Source organism: Pseudomonas sp. H2_D02 (genome assembly GCF_054677635.1).
In genome coordinates this window covers 5,328,859-5,347,455 of the sequence record NZ_CP162816.1, presented here as the reverse complement: position 1 = coordinate 5,347,455, position 18,597 = coordinate 5,328,859, and the positions used below count along the sequence as shown (strand labels likewise).

General features: G+C 59.9%; 12 protein-coding genes, 4 tRNA genes and 2 pseudogenes. 11 read left to right on the top strand and 7 right to left on the bottom strand.

Annotated elements, in window-relative coordinates; genetic code table 11:
- Positions 1–34: 34 nt before the first annotated feature.
- The 3 genes from sugE to rdgC form a co-directional block, all read right to left on the bottom strand.
- Complete coding sequence (gene sugE / locus AB4N42_RS24510; protein WP_003204587.1) at positions 35–349, bottom strand: quaternary ammonium compound efflux SMR transporter SugE; 315 nt, start codon at positions 347–349, stop codon at positions 35–37.
- A gap of 121 nt (positions 350–470) precedes the next feature.
- Positions 471–1,436, bottom strand: coding sequence for a bile acid:sodium symporter family protein (locus AB4N42_RS24505; RefSeq protein ID WP_030142369.1), 966 nt, complete (start codon positions 1,434–1,436; stop codon positions 471–473).
- A gap of 143 nt (positions 1,437–1,579) precedes the next feature.
- Positions 1,580–2,500, bottom strand: a complete 921-nt coding sequence (gene rdgC, locus AB4N42_RS24500) for a recombination-associated protein RdgC (protein WP_030142368.1) — start codon at positions 2,498–2,500, stop codon at positions 1,580–1,582.
- A gap of 159 nt (positions 2,501–2,659) precedes the next feature.
- Between rdgC and AB4N42_RS24495 the strand changes: the two genes are divergently transcribed.
- The 4 genes from AB4N42_RS24495 (at position 2,660) to AB4N42_RS24480 (ending at position 3,176) form a co-directional block, all read left to right on the top strand.
- A tRNA-Val gene (locus AB4N42_RS24495) sits at positions 2,660–2,735 on the top strand.
- A gap of 19 nt (positions 2,736–2,754) precedes the next feature.
- Positions 2,755–2,831, top strand: a tRNA-Asp gene (locus AB4N42_RS24490).
- Positions 2,832–3,006: 175 nt separating this feature from the next.
- Positions 3,007–3,082: transfer RNA gene (locus AB4N42_RS24485), tRNA-Val, on the top strand.
- Positions 3,083–3,099: 17 nt separating this feature from the next.
- Positions 3,100–3,176: transfer RNA gene (locus tag AB4N42_RS24480), tRNA-Asp, on the top strand.
- Positions 3,177–3,269: 93 nt separating this feature from the next.
- Here AB4N42_RS24480 and AB4N42_RS24475 read toward each other — a convergent pair.
- Positions 3,270–4,406 carry a catalase family protein gene (locus tag AB4N42_RS24475; protein WP_460115461.1) on the bottom strand — a complete coding sequence of 379 codons (1,137 nt, stop codon included), beginning with the start codon at positions 4,404–4,406 and terminating at the stop codon, positions 3,270–3,272.
- 31 nt (positions 4,407–4,437) lie between these two features.
- Entirely contained in the window at positions 4,438–6,243 is a 1,806-nt protein-coding gene (locus AB4N42_RS24470) for a di-heme-cytochrome C peroxidase (RefSeq protein ID WP_030142017.1), read from the bottom strand.
- Between the two features lie 269 nt (positions 6,244–6,512).
- Between AB4N42_RS24470 and AB4N42_RS24465 the strand changes: the two genes are divergently transcribed.
- The 7 genes and pseudogenes from AB4N42_RS24465 to AB4N42_RS24435 all read left to right on the top strand — a co-directional run bounded on the left by AB4N42_RS24465 (position 6,513) and on the right by AB4N42_RS24435 (position 14,371).
- The gene (locus AB4N42_RS24465) at positions 6,513–7,226 is read left to right on the top strand and encodes an FKBP-type peptidyl-prolyl cis-trans isomerase (RefSeq protein ID WP_030142016.1); all 714 of its coding nucleotides are present in this window, start codon (positions 6,513–6,515) and stop codon (positions 7,224–7,226) included.
- Between the two features lie 294 nt (positions 7,227–7,520).
- Positions 7,521–7,973 (top strand): annotated as a pseudogene (locus tag AB4N42_RS24460) (YkvA family protein); the annotation flags it as partial.
- A gap of 118 nt (positions 7,974–8,091) precedes the next feature.
- Positions 8,092–8,433 (top strand): helix-turn-helix domain-containing protein, encoded by a 342-nt coding sequence (locus AB4N42_RS24455; protein ID WP_249875755.1) that lies wholly within the window; start codon positions 8,092–8,094, stop codon positions 8,431–8,433.
- A complete protein-coding gene (locus tag AB4N42_RS24450; protein ID WP_003179080.1) occupies positions 8,430–8,801 on the top strand; it encodes a hypothetical protein in 372 nt (123 codons plus the stop codon). The genes AB4N42_RS24455 and AB4N42_RS24450 overlap by 4 nt, the downstream gene beginning before the upstream one ends.
- Entirely contained in the window at positions 8,802–9,203 is a 402-nt protein-coding gene (locus tag AB4N42_RS24445; RefSeq protein ID WP_030142013.1) for an SEL1-like repeat protein, read from the top strand.
- A gap of 213 nt (positions 9,204–9,416) precedes the next feature.
- A pseudogene (locus tag AB4N42_RS24440) lies at positions 9,417–14,062 on the top strand (RHS repeat-associated core domain-containing protein).
- A 3-nt stretch (positions 14,063–14,065) separates the two neighbouring features.
- Positions 14,066–14,371, top strand: a complete 306-nt coding sequence (locus AB4N42_RS24435; protein ID WP_198798094.1) for a hypothetical protein — start codon at positions 14,066–14,068, stop codon at positions 14,369–14,371.
- Positions 14,372–14,572: 201 nt separating this feature from the next.
- Here AB4N42_RS24435 and AB4N42_RS24430 read toward each other — a convergent pair whose 3' ends face one another.
- Both AB4N42_RS24430 and AB4N42_RS24425 read right to left on the bottom strand, forming a co-directional pair.
- Positions 14,573–16,360: a bifunctional diguanylate cyclase/phosphodiesterase gene (locus tag AB4N42_RS24430; protein WP_030142364.1), complete on the bottom strand. Its 1,788-nt coding sequence runs from the start codon at positions 16,358–16,360 to the stop codon at positions 14,573–14,575.
- Between the two features lie 130 nt (positions 16,361–16,490).
- On the bottom strand, positions 16,491–18,569 hold the full coding sequence (locus AB4N42_RS24425; RefSeq protein WP_460116418.1) for a carboxy terminal-processing peptidase: 2,079 nt from the start codon (positions 18,567–18,569) through the stop codon (positions 16,491–16,493).
- Between the last annotated feature and the right edge of the window lie 28 nt (positions 18,570–18,597).

Genomic DNA, 18,597 nt, shown 5'->3' with positions numbered 1-18,597 from the left:
AATCGCGAGCAAGCTCGCTCCCACAGAAACGGATCTAAGCGCTGACCTTGAGCCCGATCAGCCCGGCAACGATCAACGCGACGCTGGCCAACCGAACCAGCGCCATTGACTCACCAAACAGAATGATCCCGGCGATCACCGTGCCCACGGCACCGACCCCGGTCCAGATCGCGTAGGCCGTGCCCAGCGGCAATTCCTTCATTGCAAGGCCAAGCAGGCCGAGGCTGATCGCCATGGCGGCAATGGTCAGCGCAGTGGGGAGCGGGCGGCTGAAGCCGTCGGTGTACTTCAGGCCGACAGCCCAGCCGACTTCGAACAGGCCGGCAAAAAACAGAATGATCCAGGACATCACACACCTCATCAATGGATGGGGTCGTCCCCGGACAAGAAAAACTCCAATGGAGCAGCGGGGTCGTCCCCGCATTGGGCAGAAGGATGCCCAATGCTGACCGTTTGATCAAGTCGCTCGCTCAGTCCGCCGCCTGCCGGGCCAATTGCTCACGGTCCTGTTTTTCGCTCATGCGGCGGAACCAGGTCGAGAGCAGTGCCCCGGAAATATTGTGCCAGACGCTGAACAGCGCACTGGGCACCGCCGCCAATGGCGAAAAGTGCGCGCTGGCCAGCGCCGCGCCCAAGCCGGAGTTCTGCATGCCGACTTCCAGGGACAAGGTCTTGCGCTGGGCCAGCGGCAGTCCGAACAGCCGACCGGTGAAATACCCCAGCAAGTAGCCGAAGCTGTTGTGCAGGACGACAATGGCCATGATCAGCAAGCCGGATTCGGCGATCTTCGCCTGGCTGGCCGCGACCACTGCGGCGACGATAATCACGATGCTGACCACCGAGACCAGAGGCAGCACTTCAACAGCATGACGAACCCGCGCGCCCAACAGTCGCTGGGCAATGATGCCCAGAGCGATGGGCAACAACACAATCTGCAGGATCGACCAGAACAACGCGGAGAACGACACCGGCAGCCAGGCCGAAGCCAGCAGCCAGATCAGTGCCGGGGTCAGCAAAGGGGCGAGCAGGGTGGTGATGGCGGAAATCGCCACGGCCAGGGCCAGGTCACCGCGTGCGAGCCAGGTCATGACATTGGAAGAGGTGCCGCTCGGGCAACAGCCCACCAGGATCACCCCGACGGCAATTTCCGGCGGCAGGCTGAATACTTGGCAAAGCAACCACGCCGTACCCGGCATGATCACGAACTGGGCAATCACGCCCAGGGCCACGCGTCCCGGACGACGCGCCACTTCGGCAAAGTCTTCAAGTTTGAGTGCCAGGCCCATGCCGAACATCACCAGCCCCAGCAGGGGCACGATGGCGACCTTCAGGTCGACGAACCACTGCGGTTGCATGAATGCCAGCACCGCAAAGAACAACACCCAGTAAGCGAACGTATTGCCGACAAAGCGGCTCAATGCAGCCAGTGCACGCATGACCTGATCCTTATTATTAAGAACACCACAAACCCAATGTGGGAGCGGGCTTGCTCGCGAAAGCGAAGTGTCATTCAACATCATCGTTGAATATCAGTCAGCCTTCGCGAGCAAGCCCGCTCCCACATAGAGACCAACAGTCTTTAGATCCCCTGCGGAATCTCTTCCCCGCCCAGCGCTTCCACCAGCGCCGGCAGGAACTCGCCAAACGTCAGCATCATCAGCGTGAAACTGGCGTCCAACTGGCCAAGAGCCTCGTCGCCGCCATCCTGCTCCGCCTGGTCTTGCAGCAGGTCTTCGAATTTCAGGCGCTTGACCACCATCTTGTCGTCGAGCACGAACGACAACTTGTCCTGCCACGCCAGCGACAGTTGGGTCACCACCTTGCCGGTGTTCAGGTGCAGCTGAATTTCGTCGCTGGTCAGGTCCTGACGCTTGCAACGCACGATCCCGCCGTCTTCATGGGTGTCGCGCAGTTCACATTCGTCCAGCACGTAGAAATCGTCAGCAGCTTTCTGCGTCTTGACCCAGTCGGTCATGATCGCGGTCGGTGCGGTCTTCACGGTGAGCGGACGCACGGGCAGCGTGCCGATGACTTCGCGCAGCGTGGAGAGCAAGTCTTCGGCGCGTTTCGGGCTGGCGGAGTTGACCAGGATCAGGCCCTGTTTTGGCGCGATGGCGGCAAAAGTGGACGAGCGACGGATAAACGCGCGAGGCAGGAAGGCCTGGATGATTTCATCCTTGATCTGGTCCCGTTCCTTTTTATAGACCTTGCGCATTTGCTCGGCTTCGATTTCCTCGACCTTTTCCTTGACCGCGTCGCGCACGACGCTGCCAGGCAGGATGCGTTCTTCCTTGCGCGCGGCGATCAACAGGAAATCCTGGCTGACGTGCACCAAGGGTGCATCTTCGCCTTTGCCAAACGGCGCGACGAAACCGTAAGTGGTCAACTCCTGGCTTGCACAGGGGCGCGCCAGTTTGCTCGCCAGTGCAGTTTCCAACGCCTCGGCATCAACAGGCAGATCTTGGGTCAGGCGATAGATAAGCAGGTTCTTGAACCACATGGGGTGAGTCTCTCCTTTATACAAAGGGGGGCATTATTCTCTTCGCGGCGCCATAGGCCAACCCTTCGCTAAGCCTTTGGAAGGCCTGAAAAATTAATTTAAAAAGTGCTTGCCAGCTCAGGGGCTGCTCCGTAGAATGCGCGCCACACCGAAAGTGAAGGGTGATTAGCTCAGCCGGGAGAGCGTCTGCCTTACAAGCAGAATGTCGGCGGTTCGATCCCGTCATCACCCACCATTCGCTTCCAGTGTTACGCGCAGCGGTAGTTCAGTCGGTTAGAATACCGGCCTGTCACGCCGGGGGTCGCGGGTTCGAGTCCCGTCCGCTGCGCCATATTCGGTTACCTGGAACACTGAACGCCAGGTCACCACGGAAAGCCCGCTAACGCGGGCTTTTTGCTGTTTGCAGTTCCTGCGGTGTGCGTCGCTCATGTTTTTTGCTGGATTTGTTAATTAAATCAGCACGTTACAAAAAACTGTGAGAGAATGCGCCCCGCATCGAAAGTGAAGGGTGATTAGCTCAGCTGGGAGAGCGTCTGCCTTACAAGCAGAATGTCGGCGGTTCGATCCCGTCATCACCCACCAAACTTTCAATGTTACGCGCAGCGGTAGTTCAGTCGGTTAGAATACCGGCCTGTCACGCCGGGGGTCGCGGGTTCGAGTCCCGTCCGCTGCGCCATATTCGGCACTTGGAATACTGAACGCCAGGTTGCCAACAAAAAGCCCGCTCATTTGAGCGGGCTTTTTTGTTGCCTGTCTTTTTGCCTCTGTCCTACTGCTCGGCATTGCGGCTATGACGGTAATCGCTGACCGCCTCATAAACCGCCTTGCGCAAACGGTTGATACCGCCAATCGGACGATGGGCCTCGATACCGAACCACGGGTTGAACGACTGGTTATCACACGCCAGGTTCAGCTTGGGCGTATCGAAGTCCTGGGCCGGTACCTTGATGCGCGCCACCGTCTCGAACGGTGCATCGCTTTCATTCCATTCAATGCTGGTGTCTTCGATCGGCATGTACTTGCTCGGATCCTGACGCTGGATCTGCAAGACAAAACAGGCCGGCACGCGATCGGTGGATAACTGCTGATTCAGCGCGCTACGCAAGAAATTCGGCAAATCCTGGTTCTGCGGCGGCAAGGTGTAGCCCGGACAGCTGTCCGGGTCCGGTGCGACGCGAAACTTGGCATTGGCCTCGCCGAATTTGTAAGGCGATACCGAGAAATAAGTGGTCTGGGTCGGGCTGGCCGGTGGTGGCGAAAGTGTCGCCAGGGCGATGAACAAATGCCGGATCTGCCAGGTGCGTGGGTCGAGGCTCGGAAAGAACGCCATTGCCTTCTTTCCGTCAGCCTGAGCGGCCACATTCTGACGGTACTCGGCGACATCGCTGACAAAGAAATTCGGATGATTAAACATCACGAAATCCTGCTCACCCTGGGATTGCCGATCGGCCAGCAGTTGCTTGCCAGGCACATCCAGCAACTTGATGGCCATCCCCCGGGCATCGCGCAAGCTGTCGAATTGTGGATAGGCGTTGCCGTTGGAGAGGCGGATCGTTGCTTGCCAGGTCTTGCCCGGTTCGGCGAATACACCCTGGCGCAACGGCGCAGGCAAGTCACCGGGCACCTGGACTTCGGCCATGACGCAACCGTGTGCCTTGGCATGGGCGTCGCGCAGGTAACGCGTGCCTTCGCGGTGCTGATCAACGATGCGGATCGCGGTCTGGATGATGTCCTGGGTCATGGCGCTTTCGCCGGGCGGTATCTGTTCCTGGTCCGGGACCGGCCCGTTGTGCTGCCAGGCAAACCAGGCTGTGGCCAAGGCCCAGCCGAGGAGCCCGAAACCCAGCAGCCACAGGAGCGTCTTGCCCAAAAAGGCGCCGAGGCGCAGCCAGAGCGTGATCAACATGCAAACATCCTTTTACTTATGAGGTTCATCATTACAGTTGCGACTCCAGCGGCCCGCCAAGCACCTTCAGATATTCCAGCAAGGCCCAGCGTTCCTGCGGTTGCAGCAAGCGCCCGATGACGCCGTTGCCTCGTTCGCCAGCGCGGAATTCATGACCGCTGTTGTGGTTGCCGGTGATCTTGGTGTCGAAGAGGAAGCCGTTGGCAAAGGCTTCGGTGCGATAGCCCAGATGTCGCGGATCGTATTCGAAGGTGCCTTTATAGAAGGTGGTCGCCCGTTCATCCTGCGGCGACAGCAATTGATAGATCGTCGGAACCGAGCCGTTGTGCAGGAAGGGTGGCGTGGCCCAGACGCCCGCCAGTGGTCGCGCTTTGTAGGCGCGCAATTCACGAACGCCGATGGGCAGCCCGAAACCATCCAGGGCCGGGCGCTCGACGGGGGTGACGCCGGCGTCGCGATAGGCGCGGTTTTCGACGAATGCGGTGACGTAGGCCAGGCCCTTGGCGACCGATACCTGACTCAGATCCAGCGGTTCCGTCGGGGTGGGGTGCAGTTGCACGTCGAGTTTGGCCAGCTCGGCCGGGTCCCACTGCAGGCTGGTCAGGTTGAAGCGATGGTCGGCGATGTTGTTGGCCGTGCCGGGATCAGTACCGATCACTTGCACCGGCAGCATGTGCAGTTGCTGGACTGGCCTGTCAGGGCCTTGTACGACTTTAGGAACATGGCAACCGGCGCAGTTCTCGGCGAACAGTGCCCGGCCCTTGGCGGCCAAGGGCTTGTCGATCGAGCCCAGTAGCGCTTCCGGCCACGCGGGAGGCTTGAGCAGTTGCAGAGTTTCTTCGATCTTGTTCAGGTCGCGCACGCGCACACTGGAAGGGTAGCGGGCGTCACCTTGCAACGGCTTGCCCTGGGCATCGAAGAAATTCAAGGTAGCACCGACCCCTAACGCTTCGCCGACGTTACGGGCCATCGGTTGCTGGGCCGAACCGTTCCACTGCACCCAGTCAAAGGTCCAGATTTCCCACAACTGAGGGTAATCCACCGGTGCGTTGGCGACCCGGTAGTTTTCCGCCGAAATGGCATCGCCGAAACTGGCATTGGCGATACGGCCAAAGGCGTCGGTACGGCCCGGGCCTTCCTGGGTGGGGTAGAGGCCGCGGTGCGTGTCATTCCAGGCCGTGCGCAGGAAAGTGTCCAGGGAAACCTTGAATGCCTTGCGCAACGCTTCGTGGCGGGCGTCATAGTCCTTGCCCAGCACTTGGCGGGCGAAACGTTCGAATTTCCATGGGTTGTAGTAGGTCGAGGCGAGACTGGCGACCATGGCCTGTCCGAAACTGCCCCCGCGTAATGTCGGAACGGTCGACGGCAGGACGTGTTGGGCGGAACCGCCATCGATCCGTATCGCCTGGCCCTTGAAGTGCAGTTCGCCGGTGTGGCAGGCGGCGCAAGTGATGTCCAGATATTGCTCGCTGCTGCCCGCGTTCTGGTGTCGTGTGAAGCCTACCGGCAAGTTGCCGGGATTGTCCGGCGTGGCTTTTTGCGCCGGATCGACCAGGAAACCGAAGCGCGCCAGGTACTCCGGCGACGCGAAGCGCTGCTGCGAAAACGGCAGTTCAAGCGCGGTGAACCAGTCGTAACGCAGGCCTTTGACCTGGGTACCCTGGGGCGTGAAATAGTAAGTCTGGCGCTCGCTGGCGCTCCATTGGTCCAGGTAATGCACCTGTTCGACAGGTGTGTAGACCGGCAGGCGTGGGTTGGCGACGTAATAAAGCACTACGGCCACGATCACGATGAGCAATGCGAGGATCAGCAAGAGGAGGCGAGAGAGGAGGCGCACGGTAACGTCCTTGTTTTTTTGATATGTCCTTATGCCTCAGTGCCGCCTGGCCGGCAAGTGGCCATTACCCTTGGGCTGCAGGGGGGCGGCAATCCGTCTCTGTACGAAATCGATGACAGATGCTTCATCTACCTGGGATTAAAAAGCGTTTGCCGACCTGAACTTATCATCGGTTTGCGGCTCACATGCCGGTAGCCATTGGTCGTGGCCGCCTGATAAGCTCGCGGCTTTACTCGATTGCCCTTTAGGCGCATGAACAAGGAAATAGCATGAAACAGCATCGGTTGGCGGCGGCGGTAGCCCTGGTTGGCCTGGTACTCGCGGGTTGCGACTCGCAGACCAGCGTAGAGCTGAAAACCCCGGCGCAGAAAGCTTCCTACGGTATTGGCCTGAACATGGGCAAGAGCCTGGCTCAGGAAGGTATGGATGACCTGGACTCCAAAGCGGTTGCCCAGGGCATCGAAGATGCCGTCGGCAAGAAAGAACAGAAGCTGAAAGACGAAGAATTGGTCGAGGCCTTTGCCGCACTGCAAAAGCGTGCCGAAGAGCGCATGGCCAAGATGAGCGAAGAGTCGGCAGCTGCCGGCAAGAAATTCCTCGAGGAAAACGGCAAGAAGGCCGGCGTGACCACCACCGCTTCCGGCTTGCAGTACGAAGTGGTCAAGAAAGCCGACGGCGCACAGCCCAAGCCAACCGACGTAGTGACCGTTCACTACACCGGCAAGCTGACCAACGGCACCGTGTTTGACAGCTCCGTTGAGCGTGGCAGCCCGATTGACCTGCCGGTTAGCGGCGTGATCCCGGGTTGGGTCGAAGGTCTGCAACTGATGCACGTCGGCGAGAAATACAAGCTGTACATCCCGAGTGATCTGGCATACGGCGCCCAGAGCCCGAGCCCGGCCATTCCTGCCAACTCGGTCCTGGTGTTTGACCTGGAACTGTTGGCTATCAAGGATCCGGCAAAAGAAGACGCAGCCAAGTAATCGCGTCTGCTATAAAGACAACGCCTCGCTTATGCGGGGCGTTGTTGCATTCGGCTTTCGGTAGATGATGAAAAAAACCGAACGCCCGGCGCAGGCCATAGTCATAGGCAATACGGGCGCTGTGCTAGACGCAGTCGACCCATCAAGTCAATGAAATATTGGGTTTTTTTATGTGAGTAAAAAACGCCCGATCTAAGCCGGGCCCTTATAAAACGGGGGCTTCAGCGGTGAAACGCAGCTCTGTTCACAAGGTTATCCACAATTTGTGTGGATAACATTTCAGCGGGAGAAAAAATGAAGGCGCCGTGGAATTTCACGCGATTCCTGCCCTTGGCGGGACGGCTGCTGGCCCGCGGCAGATTGCCGACGTTGCTGTTTGCCGTTGCCAGCAAGGGTGCCCGGGAAGGCGGTCGACTGGGCAAGCTCAAGGACGACCTGCGCTTGTTGCAGGCGCTGTGCCTGGCCTACTGGCGTGGCGAATACCGGGCGGTGAGCGCCAAGTCGTTGCTCTCGGTGGTGGCGGGGCTCATGTACTTCCTCAGTCCCCTGGATGCGATTCCAGACTTGCTGCCCATGTTTGGCATGTTTGACGATATCGCCGTGCTGGCGTGGATCATGAAAACCCTCGACGACGAGCTGAGTGCGTTCCGTGCCTGGCGTGACCGGCAATCCCCCGAGAAACTCGCGCTGGTCGAAAGACTCCCCTACACCCCGGAACAGCTGCAGCTCCAAGGTCCAAAAAAAGACCTGATTCAGTCCGTTTCCCTTCAGAACTTCATCGCCCCGCGACCTTGGCTGCTATTTAGGATTACACTTCCTAGGAAAAAAGCTGACTCGCAAAGTGTTGTTGTCCTACGGGGTGTTCATGGATATTCAAATAATCACACGCGACGGAGAGCCCGAGTACGCGGTTTTACCGTGGGATCAGTACCAGTCGTTATTGAAGGCAGCCGGCATCAATCAAGCTCCGTCGCGTGAGGCAAACGTCTCGCATGCGGCGGCACCCGGCCAGGTTCTCCCTGGTCTGGATCAACTGCGCAGTCTGCGCGAAGGGAAGGGCATCGCCATCGAGGCGCTGGCCCGCACGGTAGGCATCAGCCCGTCTTATCTGGCCATGATCGAAAGCGGTGAGCGTCAACCCGACGCCGCGATCAAGCGCAGTCTGGCCTGGGAACTGACGGTGCCGGGTTGGAGGGATGAATCGTGAGTGTACGGATCAGTCGGCAACATTGGGACGGGTTGTTGGGTGAGTTGGACCAGGCGCGTCGCCAGCGCCATTTATTGACATACCGCGCCTTGCTGGAGCGCTTGCAACTTCCCAGCCCGGCCATGCAGACCTTGACTGCGGCGCTTGAACATCTGGCGGCGCTGGATGCGCGGGCCGAGCAACCGCTGCGCAGTTCGCTGGTCATCAGCCAGGGTGCCAGCCGACTGCCACGTACGGGCTTCTTCGAGTGCGTTGAACGTCTTGGACGTTTTTCCGGCCCCTCCGACGGTGTGGCCGCCGCGTCCTGGCATGCTTCGGAAGTGGTCCGCGTGTTCGAATACGAGTACCCCGAATCGGCGGAGGCCTGAATGCTCTGGCGTATTAAGGCCCGGGCCGGTTATTGGCTCGCGCGCCGGTTGTTTCATTGGTCATGGTTCGTTCGGCAGCCACGCGGGTGGGCCTGGCTCGAAGGTCAATTTGCCCGCATGGCGAACCTGGGCGACGTCAGTGCTCAAAGCTTTTATGGCCATATCCTGACGTTTCGCGGCCAAGGCCTCGGCGCCAGGGAAGAGGGCGTTCGTCTGCTGCGATTGGCTGCATTGGCCGGTGATGGCAAGGCCGCCTATCAAGTGGGTGTCATCAGCCTTGCTGGCTCCACCACCAAGGCGCCCGATCCGGCCGAAGCGGCGCGTTGGTGGACCCTGGCGGCAAAGGCTGGGCACCCATTGGCCGACATCAAGCTCAAGGGGCTCGACGACCAGAATCCGTAGCGTTATCCACAGGCTGTCTGGCCAGTGTTGTTCCCCGTCTTGTGGGCCGGTCCTGTAGGGCCAATTAAAGAACGATCCTACGAGCTGCGTCTCCTTATCTGACTTATTTTTCCTGCCGTCCCCGGCAAAGTCTCGCGCTTCCCGATTTCTCGCGAGATGCTCCTCCATGTCCGACCGTTTTTTCCTGCTGCCTCATGGCCGAGCCCCGTCCTGATGGATCAGGTGCGCCGCATCGAGGAGGCACTCGACGACTTCAAGGACACCCTCCCTCTCTACCGCGAGCAGCTCGAAAGTTGGTACAGCCGGGCTGCGGACCGGGCCAGCCAAGCAACCGACCTGCCTTCACTGATGGGTATGGAGCGGCTGATTCGTTTCGGCGACGGCATTACCGCTGTCAGTATCGAAGACAAGGATTTTCTCTCTTCCGTCGCCCAGTGCCCGCAAGGCGGGAGCATGACGATCGAGAGCAAGCTCGAGTCTGTGTATGACATCCCGCTGGGCGACATCGTGGTCGATGTGGTGTCGGTGGACACGGGCGAAGTCACTCCAGTCACGCTTGACGCCCAGGGTATCGGGACTTTCAAGGGCGAGGCGGGGCGGTCCTATCGGGTTCACGTCCAAGGCGACGTATCCCCCAAGCAAATTGATGATCTGTTTTCTTCCTACGACGGCTTGAGCTCCGATCTGACGGACTGGCTGCGCGGCGAGTGGCAGGGTTTCAAGCCGCAGTGGGCCCAGCAGTCGTTGGCGACTTCGGCGGCAGCGGTGGGCAATGGCTTGCTCGCTGGCGGTTGGGCGGCGATCGAAGGCGTGTGGGACAGCATCGGTTTGCTGTCGGACATCCTCAAGGATCCCAGCCAATTTGGCGACCGGTTGGGCAGCAGTGCGGACGATTTGGTCAAGCTTGCCAAGTCGGCACCACAGGTCATGGCGAAGCTACAGCTACTCGTCAGTGACGAAGCGGCGCTCTGCCTGCTGGTGCGAACCGCCATGCTTTGGCTGGAGATGCTGCCACCCAGCGAATTAGCGGGCGGGACAGCGGCGGCAGTCGCCACGATGGTTGTGCAATTGGCGATTGATCTGCTGATCGGCGTGGTGCTGACCTTTGTCGGTGTGGGGGCGGGCATTGCCTATTTGACGATGCGCTTGTTCCGGTACGGCGCACGGCTGTTGGACGCGGTGAAGCGTTTTATCAGCGCCATTTTCGCGCTGGTGAACGGCTTCATGGGCTACGTCGACCGTTATAAAACCGTGGCGGCGCGAGGCATCGCCGTTGGTGTCAAGAAGGGACGGATGCAGTTGCGCTGGGACGCGCAGCGCAACACCACGCTGAAAAAGCAGGAACACCACGACGACGTCCCCACCCAATCGACAAACCCCAACGGCGACCCGGCCGACAGCGCCGCCCAGACCCGCACCCACGGCTGCCCGGTGTCGATGGTCACCGGCGAAGAACTGCTGACCTTGGACGACGGCATCCTCGACGGACGCTTGCCGTTTACCTTCACCCGCCTCTATCGCACCAGCGCCGCCGAGCTGGACATCGGCCTCGGCCGCGGGTGGAGCCATGCCCTGGCCCATCGCCTGCTGATCGAAGGCGAGCAGGTCATCTGGCTCGACCAGGAAAACCGTCGCACCACCTTTCCCCGGCCCAGCCTGCAACGCCCGGCCATCCACAACAGCCTGGCCCGCGCGGCAATCTACCTGAGCAATGAGCCGGACGAACTGATCATCGCCCAGCCCGGCGAAGACGCCCCTTTCCTACACTTTCGCGACGGTTGTCTGATCGCCCTGAGCGATCGGTACGACAACCGCCTGACGATCCAGCGCAACATCTACGGTGACATCAGCCGGCTGGACAACGGCGCCGGACGCTGCCTGCGTTTACGCTACGAACACCGCCACCTGGTCGCCATCGATTACCAGAGTTTTCACCCGGCGCCGACCCGCGACGAAAGTTGGCGCACTGAACAAACGCTTGTTTCCTACCGCTACGACGGCCGTTTCCGACTCATCGAAGCGACCAACGCGGCTGGCGAAAGCGAGCGCTACGACTACGACGACCAGCACGTCATCCTCCAGCGGCAACTGGCCGGCGGCGCGAGTTTTACTGGGAGTGGCAGGGCTCCGGTCCAGCGGCGCGCTGCGTGCGGCACTGGGCGTCGTTCGCGCAGATGGACAGCCGCTACACCTGGGGCGAGGACGGCAGCGTCACCGTTCATAACCTCGATGGCAGCCAGGAAGTCTACGTCCACGACGATCGCGCGCGACTGGTGCGCCAGGTCGATCCCGCCGGCGGCGAGCACCTCAAGGCCTATGACGAACAGGGCCGGCTGATCGCCGAGCAAGACCCGCTCGGCGCGGTGACCGAATACCGCTACGACGAAGTCGGACGGCTGGTGGCGCTGATTCCGCCTGAAGACGAGCCCACGTCCTACGAATACCGAAACGGTTTCCTGCACACCCGGCAGCGCGGCAAAGCCGTGTGGACCTACCGCCGCAACGACCAGGGCGATGTCATCGAGGCCATCGACCCGGACGGCCAAAGCACCTGGTATCACTACGACGGCCAAGGGCAACTGAAAACCATCAGCTACCCGGACGCCAGCGCCCATTATTTTGTGCGCAACCGCCTGGGCCAGTTGACGGAAGAAACCCTGCCTGATGGCAGCCAGCGGTGTTTTTCCTACGACGCCCAAGGGCGTTTGCTGACCCGCCAGGACGAACACGGCGCCATCACCCATTACCAATGGGACGCCGTGGGCCGTTTGCTGCAAACCACCTTGCCCGGTGGCGCCACCCGCACTTGGCGCTACAACGCCTACGGCAAGGTCATCGCCGAACGGGACGAACTGGGCCGCACCACCCGCTACGAATACGCCGACGACCTGCACCTGATCAGCCGTCGGCTCAACCCCGACGGCAGCGAGCTGAAATATCGCTACGACTCGGCGCGGCTGTTGCTGACGGACATCGAGAACGAATCCGGCGAACACTATCGGCTGGACTACACGCCCAACGGACTGATCCGACAGGAAACAGGCTTCGACGGCCAGCGCACCGGTTATGCCTACGACCTCAACGGCCACCTGCTGGAAAAGACCGAGTTCGGCGCCGATGGCAGCCAACTGATCACCGGCTATCAACGCGACAGTGCCGGCCGCCTGGTGCGAAAAACCTTGCCAGATGGCGAGGCGGTCGATTACTGCTACGACGCCCTTGGCCGTTTGGTCAGCGTCGACGACGGCCATTGGCCGCTGGCCTACGAGTACGACGCCCAAGACCGTCTCGTCGCCGAACACCAGGGCTGGGCCACCCTGCGCTATCGCTATGACAGCGTCGGTCGTTTGATCCACTGCCGACTGCCCGACCGCAGCACCCTCGACTACCGCCACGCCCGCGGCGGCGCGCTGATCGCCATCGACCTCAACGGCACCTGCCTGACCGAACACCGCTTCAAGGGTGGCCGCGAAACCCAACGCCAGCAAGGCCTGCTGCTCAGCGACTACCGCTACGACGAACAGGGTCGCCTCAAAGCCCAAACCGTCTGGCAGACCCAGCAGCACCAATTGTTCTGGCGTGATTACTCCTACAGCGCCAACGGCAACCTCGCCGCGCTTTCTGACAATCGAAACCGCCGCAGCTACCAGTACGACGCGCAAGATCGCCTGCTCCGCATCGACTATGCCCACAGCCAAGGCCCCGAACGCTTCGCCCACGACCCGGCCGGCAACCTGTCGCTGCAAGACCGCCCCGGCCCAACCACCCTCAAGGCCAACCGCCTGCTCATGGAGGGCGACCGCCACTACGACTACGACGCCTACGGCAACCTCATCCGCGAACGCCGCGGCAAAGCCCAATGCCTCGTCACGCACTACCGCTACGACAGCCAACACCGCCTCATCGGCGTCACCAGCCCGGACGGCAACGAAACGTCCTACCGCTACGACGCCTTCGGCCGACGCATCGAAAAGACCGTGGCCGGCCAGACCACGGAATTTATCTGGCAAGGCGAGCAAGTCATCGCCGAAAGCAGCGACCGCCACTACCAAAGCTACGTCTACGAACCCGGCACCTTCCGCCCATTGGCCCTGCTCGAAGGCGAGGGCCCGGACAACGCCACGCCGTTCCACTACCACAACGACCACCTCGGCACACCGCAGGAACTGACCAGCCACCAGGGTGAAATCGTCTGGGCGGCGCGCTACAACGGCTACGGCAAACTCACCGAACTAAGGCATGGCGACAGCAAGCGCCTGGAACAACCGCTGCGCTTCCAAGGCCAATACCACGACCAGGAAAGCGGCCTGCACTACAACCGGCACCGGTACTACAATCCGGAGACGGGACGGTATCTGACGCTGGATCCGAGCAAGCTCAAGGGCGGGCTCAATGGGTATCGATACACCCTGAACCCGACGGGCTGGGTGGATCCGTTGGGGTTGGAGGATTGTCCAGGAAAAGGTAAATGCGCTCCTGAACAGGGCGATCAAGCTCCTGGACACAAAACGAGTGTCAACAAAGGTACACCCAAGCTTCCAGATGTCGAATGGACAAATCACGGTAATAAGCATGTTTCTCCAAAAGCGCCTTGGCCCGCCGTTGTAAAATCTACTGCCAACGGTGGTGCTGCCAGATATTTACCGGGTACTGATATTGAAGCACTGGAGCGTTATGTTTTTGCAAACGGACAAAGTGTTAATAATGGGAAGCCATGGAAAATTATGGATCTGGGACGAACGGTCGGAGCAAACGACGGCAAAGAAACTCGATATATGAGAGTTGAATTGAGCGCCCGCACAATACACGGGCACCCGATATCCGAAGAATCGTTTAAAAAATTCACCAAGAAGAAGTAATTGATGAACACTCAGAAAATAAACGAGCTTGGCGGAAAAATAACATTTGATGATATTTCGCATTTAAACCAAACAGCGGAGCCAACGCTGCTTATAGATGACCTGAAAGAGGACCTGTTTCAAGTCAGCTTCCCCTTGGATCAAATTTTAGATATCGGTTGGTACCCGGAATTTTGTAAGGATGGCCACTTTAGAGTCGTTCTGATATCAGAATCTAACTGGGATACTCCAATACACTGTGAATACGCAAAGAACTGGGCGGAGCTGGAAGAAGTACTAACGAACGCGCTAAATAAACTAAAAAAGTAGGACTTGGCAATAGGGTCAGATGATTTGAGTTGATGCTGCCTGCTAAACCGCTTTCGCGAGCAGGCTCGCTCCCACAACGGATCAGCTAAAAGCCTGACACAGGCTACTCGGCCAACGGGGCTGTACGCAGCCCAGCGGGAGCAAGCTCCCTCGCCACAGGATTTGTAGCTGCCATTCCGTTGGGGTGAAGGCAACCCACTTTCACACCGATAGCCCCAACTCCAGGACCGGTGCCTGCTCGATCGCACCATTAATCAAGTACACACTCCCGCCCACAATCTCCTTGGCATGATGCTTCGCCTGTGAAGCCATCTCCGCCAACTGGCTGGCATCCAGCTCTCCGCAGGCCTCGGAACGCAGGTGCACCACCCCAATCGACAGCGACAGCAACGCAAACTCCTGCCGCACTCCCTGGCGGTTCAGCGCGGTAAAACATCCAGCCTCGAGATGTTCGGGGCGGTAGAAACGGCGGCAGTGGGTTTGGAAGTCGTTGAGGAGTTGGGTCAGGCGTTTGCGCCAGTCATCCGGGCCGAGGACCAGCAGGAAGTCGTCGCCGCCGATGTGGCCGACGAAGTCGCGGCTGGGGTCGATGCGTTCGTTCAGGCATTGCGCCAGGCAGAGTAGGACTTCGTCGCCGCGGCCATAGCCATAGATGTCGTTGAAAGGTTTGAAGCTGTCGATGTCGACGTAGCAGATCACCGATTCCTGCCGTTGCTGCAACAGGCGGGTCAGGCATTGCTGGATCGGCACGTTACCGGGCAGCAAGGTCAGGGGGTTGGCGTAGCGGGCTTGCTGGATTTTCAGCTCCGTGATGAGTTTGAGCACGTCGATGACCCGGCCCAATCCCATGTAGTTGCCGTTGAGGGTGATGATGAAATCTTCTTCGATGCGTTGCCGGGCGCGGCTGGTAATGAGCCGGCTGACTTGCTGCAGGGACTGGTTGAGTTCCACCGCGAGGAAGTCGTCGCTCATCAGGCGGCTGATGGGCTTGCGCGCGAACAGGTCGGTGGCGAAGGGTTTGAGCAGGGCGTCCGAGAGTGAATGGCGATGGACGATGCCGCACGGTTGGCCACGGTCATCCAGTACCGCCAGGGAGTTGAGGTTGGCCTGGCGGCGGAACGCGTCCAGGACTGCCGCCGTCGGTGTGTTGTGGGTCACTGCCGGTTGTTCGTTGAGCAATGCGCCAAGGTCGTTGACTTCGTCGCCCAGTGGCGTCGTGCCGCTGTCTGAGCGAGGCATCAGCGCCTTGGCGTCGTGGGATGGGTATTCCTGGGGCCGGGCGAGCAGGTAGCCCTGGACCAGATCGACGCCCATCTCGATCAACACGGCCAGTTCTTCCGGCAGTTCGATCCCTTCGGCGATCACCTGGGCCCGTGAGGCCTGGGCAATCTTCAGGATCGAACCGACGAACTCGCGCTTGAGCGCGTCCTGGTGAATGCCGTCGATGAAGTGGCGGTCGATCTTCACATAATCCGGCCGCAGTTCCGACCAGAGCCGCAAGCTCGAATAACCGGCGCCGAGGTCATCCAAGGCAATCGAAAAACCCATGGCCCGATAGTGATGCAAGGCGGTTTGCAGGAGCTGGAAATCATCGATCGGGGTTTGTTCGGTCAGCTCGATGACGACCTGGCTGGGCGAAATGCCGAAATCTTGCAAGAGCTGCAAGGTACGACCGGTCTGGTGCGCCGCTTCGAGCAAGGATTCGGGCGACACGTTGAGGAACAATTTGCCCGGTAGCTTTTGCTCATTGAAGCGCTGGCAGGCACTGCGTCGGCAGGCCAGTTCCAATTCGGTGAGCCGTCCGGCCTGGCGGGCCACGGACAGTAATGCGATGGGGGAGTGCAGCGGGCTGTTGGACGGGCCGCGTGTCAGGGCTTCGTAGCCAACGATACGTCGCTCGGAAAGGCAGATGATCGGCTGGAACAGACTGTGCAAACCGCTTTGAGTCAGGATTGAGCTCAAGGCACTCAGCTGTTCTATCGTGGTCATGGCGATCTCTGGCGATAAAAAAAGGACTGGGCGCAACCCCTGCTGGGGTGCACCCGGTCCTGTATTTCACGACAGACTGATGTCAGTTTGATGACACTCCGACGAGCGTCACCATTAAATGGCCATCATCTCAGTGCTTGGCGACCGCCGTGTTGAGTTTCAGGTAATCCAACAGGATCCGCCCGGTTTCGCTCAGGTAGGCATCGTCCTCCGGCTTGGTCTTTTCCGGTTCGGTGATGAGGTCTTCGTCTTCTTTCTTCAGCTCTTTGAGCGGCTCTTCGCCCTTGGCCTTGCGACGCAGGTTTTCCATCGCCAGTTGCTTGGCCTCGATGTCGGCATGCTGCGCCCGGCGATCGGCTTCGTTGAGGCTGACGGTTTTCTCGGTCATCAGCTTTTGCGCCAAGGCCAGCTTGTCGCGAATGAACACAAACTCCGCGTCCTGGGCCGTGCGGGCGTCATGCTCGGCTTTCAGCTGGGCCAGGTACGGCTTGAACGGGTCCACGGCTGGCTTGATCGCAGGTCGGATGGTGTCCCACGGCATGGCCTCGGGCAGGGCGCTTTCACCGATTTCCTTGGTGTCGATGATCGACGGGTAATCGATGTCAGGCAGCACGCCCTGGTGCTGGGTGCTCTGGCCGGAGACCCGGTAGAACTTCGCCAGGGTCAGCTTCAGTTCGCCGTGGTTCAGCGGCTGGATGGTCTGCACGGTGCCTTTGCCGAAGGTCTGGCCGCCGATGATCAGCGCGCGGTGATAGTCCTGCATGGCGCCGGCAAAAATCTCCGAGGCCGAGGCCGACAGGCGATTGACCAGCAAGGCCATTGGCCCTTTGTAGAACGCGCCCGGATTTTCATCTTCCAGCACATCCACCCGGCCATCGGCGTTACGCACCAGCACGGTCGGGCCTTTGTCGATGAACAGGCTGGTCAGCTCGGTGGCTTCCTGCAAGGAACCGCCGCCGTTGTTGCGCAGGTCGATCACCACGCCGTCGACTTTTTCCTTCTGCAATTCGGTCAGCAGTTTCTTCACGTCGCGGGTGGTGCTCTTGTAGTCCGGATCCCCGGCGCGGAAGGCCTTGAAGTCGAGGTAGAACGCCGGGATCTCGATGATGCCGAGCTTGTAGTCCTTGCCGTCCTGCTTGAGGTTGAGGACCGACTTTTTCGCGGCCTGCTCTTCCAGCTTCACCGCTTCACGGGTGATGGACACGACTTTACTGGTCTGGTCGTTCGGCGCATTGCTGGCCGGAATGACTTCCAGGCGAACCACCGAGCCTTTCGGGCCACGGATCAGCTTGACCACTTCGTCCAGGCGCCAGCCGACCACGTCGACCATTTCCTTGCTGCCCTGGGCGACACCGATGATCTTGTCTGCCGGGCCGACCTGCTTGGTCTTGTCTGCCGGGCCAGCTGGCACCAGGCGCACGATCTTGACCTGGTCGTTGTCGCTCTGCAGTACCGCGCCAATCCCTTCGAGGGACAGGCTCATGTTGATGTCGAAATTTTCCGCGTTATCCGGCGACAGATAATTGGTGTGCGGGTCGTAGGACATAGCGAAGGTGTTGATGTAGGCCTGGAAGACGTCCTCGGCGCGGGTCTGGTCCAGGCGCGCCAATTGGTTCTTGTAGCGCTTGGTCAGGGTTTCCTGGATCTGCTTGGAATCCTTGTCGGCGATCTTCATGCGCAGCACTTCGTCCTTGACGCGTTTGCGCCAGAGGTCGTCGAGTTCGGCCGTGCTTTTGAGCCAAGGCGCATCCTTGCGGTCGACCAGCAAGGTTTCCTTGGCATTGAAATCGATCTTGTCGACGCCCTTGTTCAACTCCGCCAGGGCGTAGTCCAGGCGCGCCTTGACGCGATCCAGGTAGCGCTTGTAGATGACGAAGCCGGCGTTCAGGTCGCCGCTCTTGAGGAAGTCGTCGAACTGGGTCTTCCACTTGTCGAATTCGGCAATGTCGCTGGCCAGGAAATAACTGCGCGACGGATCAAGCAGCTTCAGGTAGCTGTCATAGATGATGACCGAGCGTGCGTCATCGAGCGGCGGCTTGCTGTAGTGATGGCGCTTGAGCAGCTCGACGACGTTGAGGCTGGCGATCACCTCGTCGCGATCGGGCTGAAGCTTGTCCCAGCTGTTGGCCGCAAACGTATTGCTCGAAAGCGTCGAAACGCCGAGGCCAATGAAAAGGGCAAGTGCAGTACTGGGGAACAAGTGCTTCATGCTGATTCGACGCAGGGACAATTGATAA

What these genes read in the sequence shown, in the direction of transcription:
- sugE (WP_003204587.1), bottom strand. Translation starts at nt 349, where the DNA reads ATGTCCTGGATCATTCTGTTTTTTGCCGGCCTGTTCGAAGTCGGCTGG.
- AB4N42_RS24505 (WP_030142369.1), bottom strand. Translation starts at nt 1,436, where the DNA reads ATGCGTGCACTGGCTGCATTGAGCCGCTTTGTCGGCAATACGTTCGCT.
- rdgC (WP_030142368.1), bottom strand. Translation starts at nt 2,500, where the DNA reads ATGTGGTTCAAGAACCTGCTTATCTATCGCCTGACCCAAGATCTGCCT.
- AB4N42_RS24475 (WP_460115461.1), bottom strand. Translation starts at nt 4,406, where the DNA reads ATGTTGATCACGCTCTGGCTGCGCCTCGGCGCCTTTTTGGGCAAGACG.
- AB4N42_RS24465 (WP_030142016.1), top strand. Translation starts at nt 6,513, where the DNA reads ATGAAACAGCATCGGTTGGCGGCGGCGGTAGCCCTGGTTGGCCTGGTA.
- AB4N42_RS24455 (WP_249875755.1), top strand. Translation starts at nt 8,092, where the DNA reads ATGGATATTCAAATAATCACACGCGACGGAGAGCCCGAGTACGCGGTT.
- AB4N42_RS24445 (WP_030142013.1), top strand. Translation starts at nt 8,802, where the DNA reads ATGCTCTGGCGTATTAAGGCCCGGGCCGGTTATTGGCTCGCGCGCCGG.
- AB4N42_RS24435 (WP_198798094.1), top strand. Translation starts at nt 14,066, where the DNA reads ATGAACACTCAGAAAATAAACGAGCTTGGCGGAAAAATAACATTTGAT.
- AB4N42_RS24430 (WP_030142364.1), bottom strand. Translation starts at nt 16,360, where the DNA reads ATGACCACGATAGAACAGCTGAGTGCCTTGAGCTCAATCCTGACTCAA.
- AB4N42_RS24425 (WP_460116418.1), bottom strand. Translation starts at nt 18,569, where the DNA reads ATGAAGCACTTGTTCCCCAGTACTGCACTTGCCCTTTTCATTGGCCTC.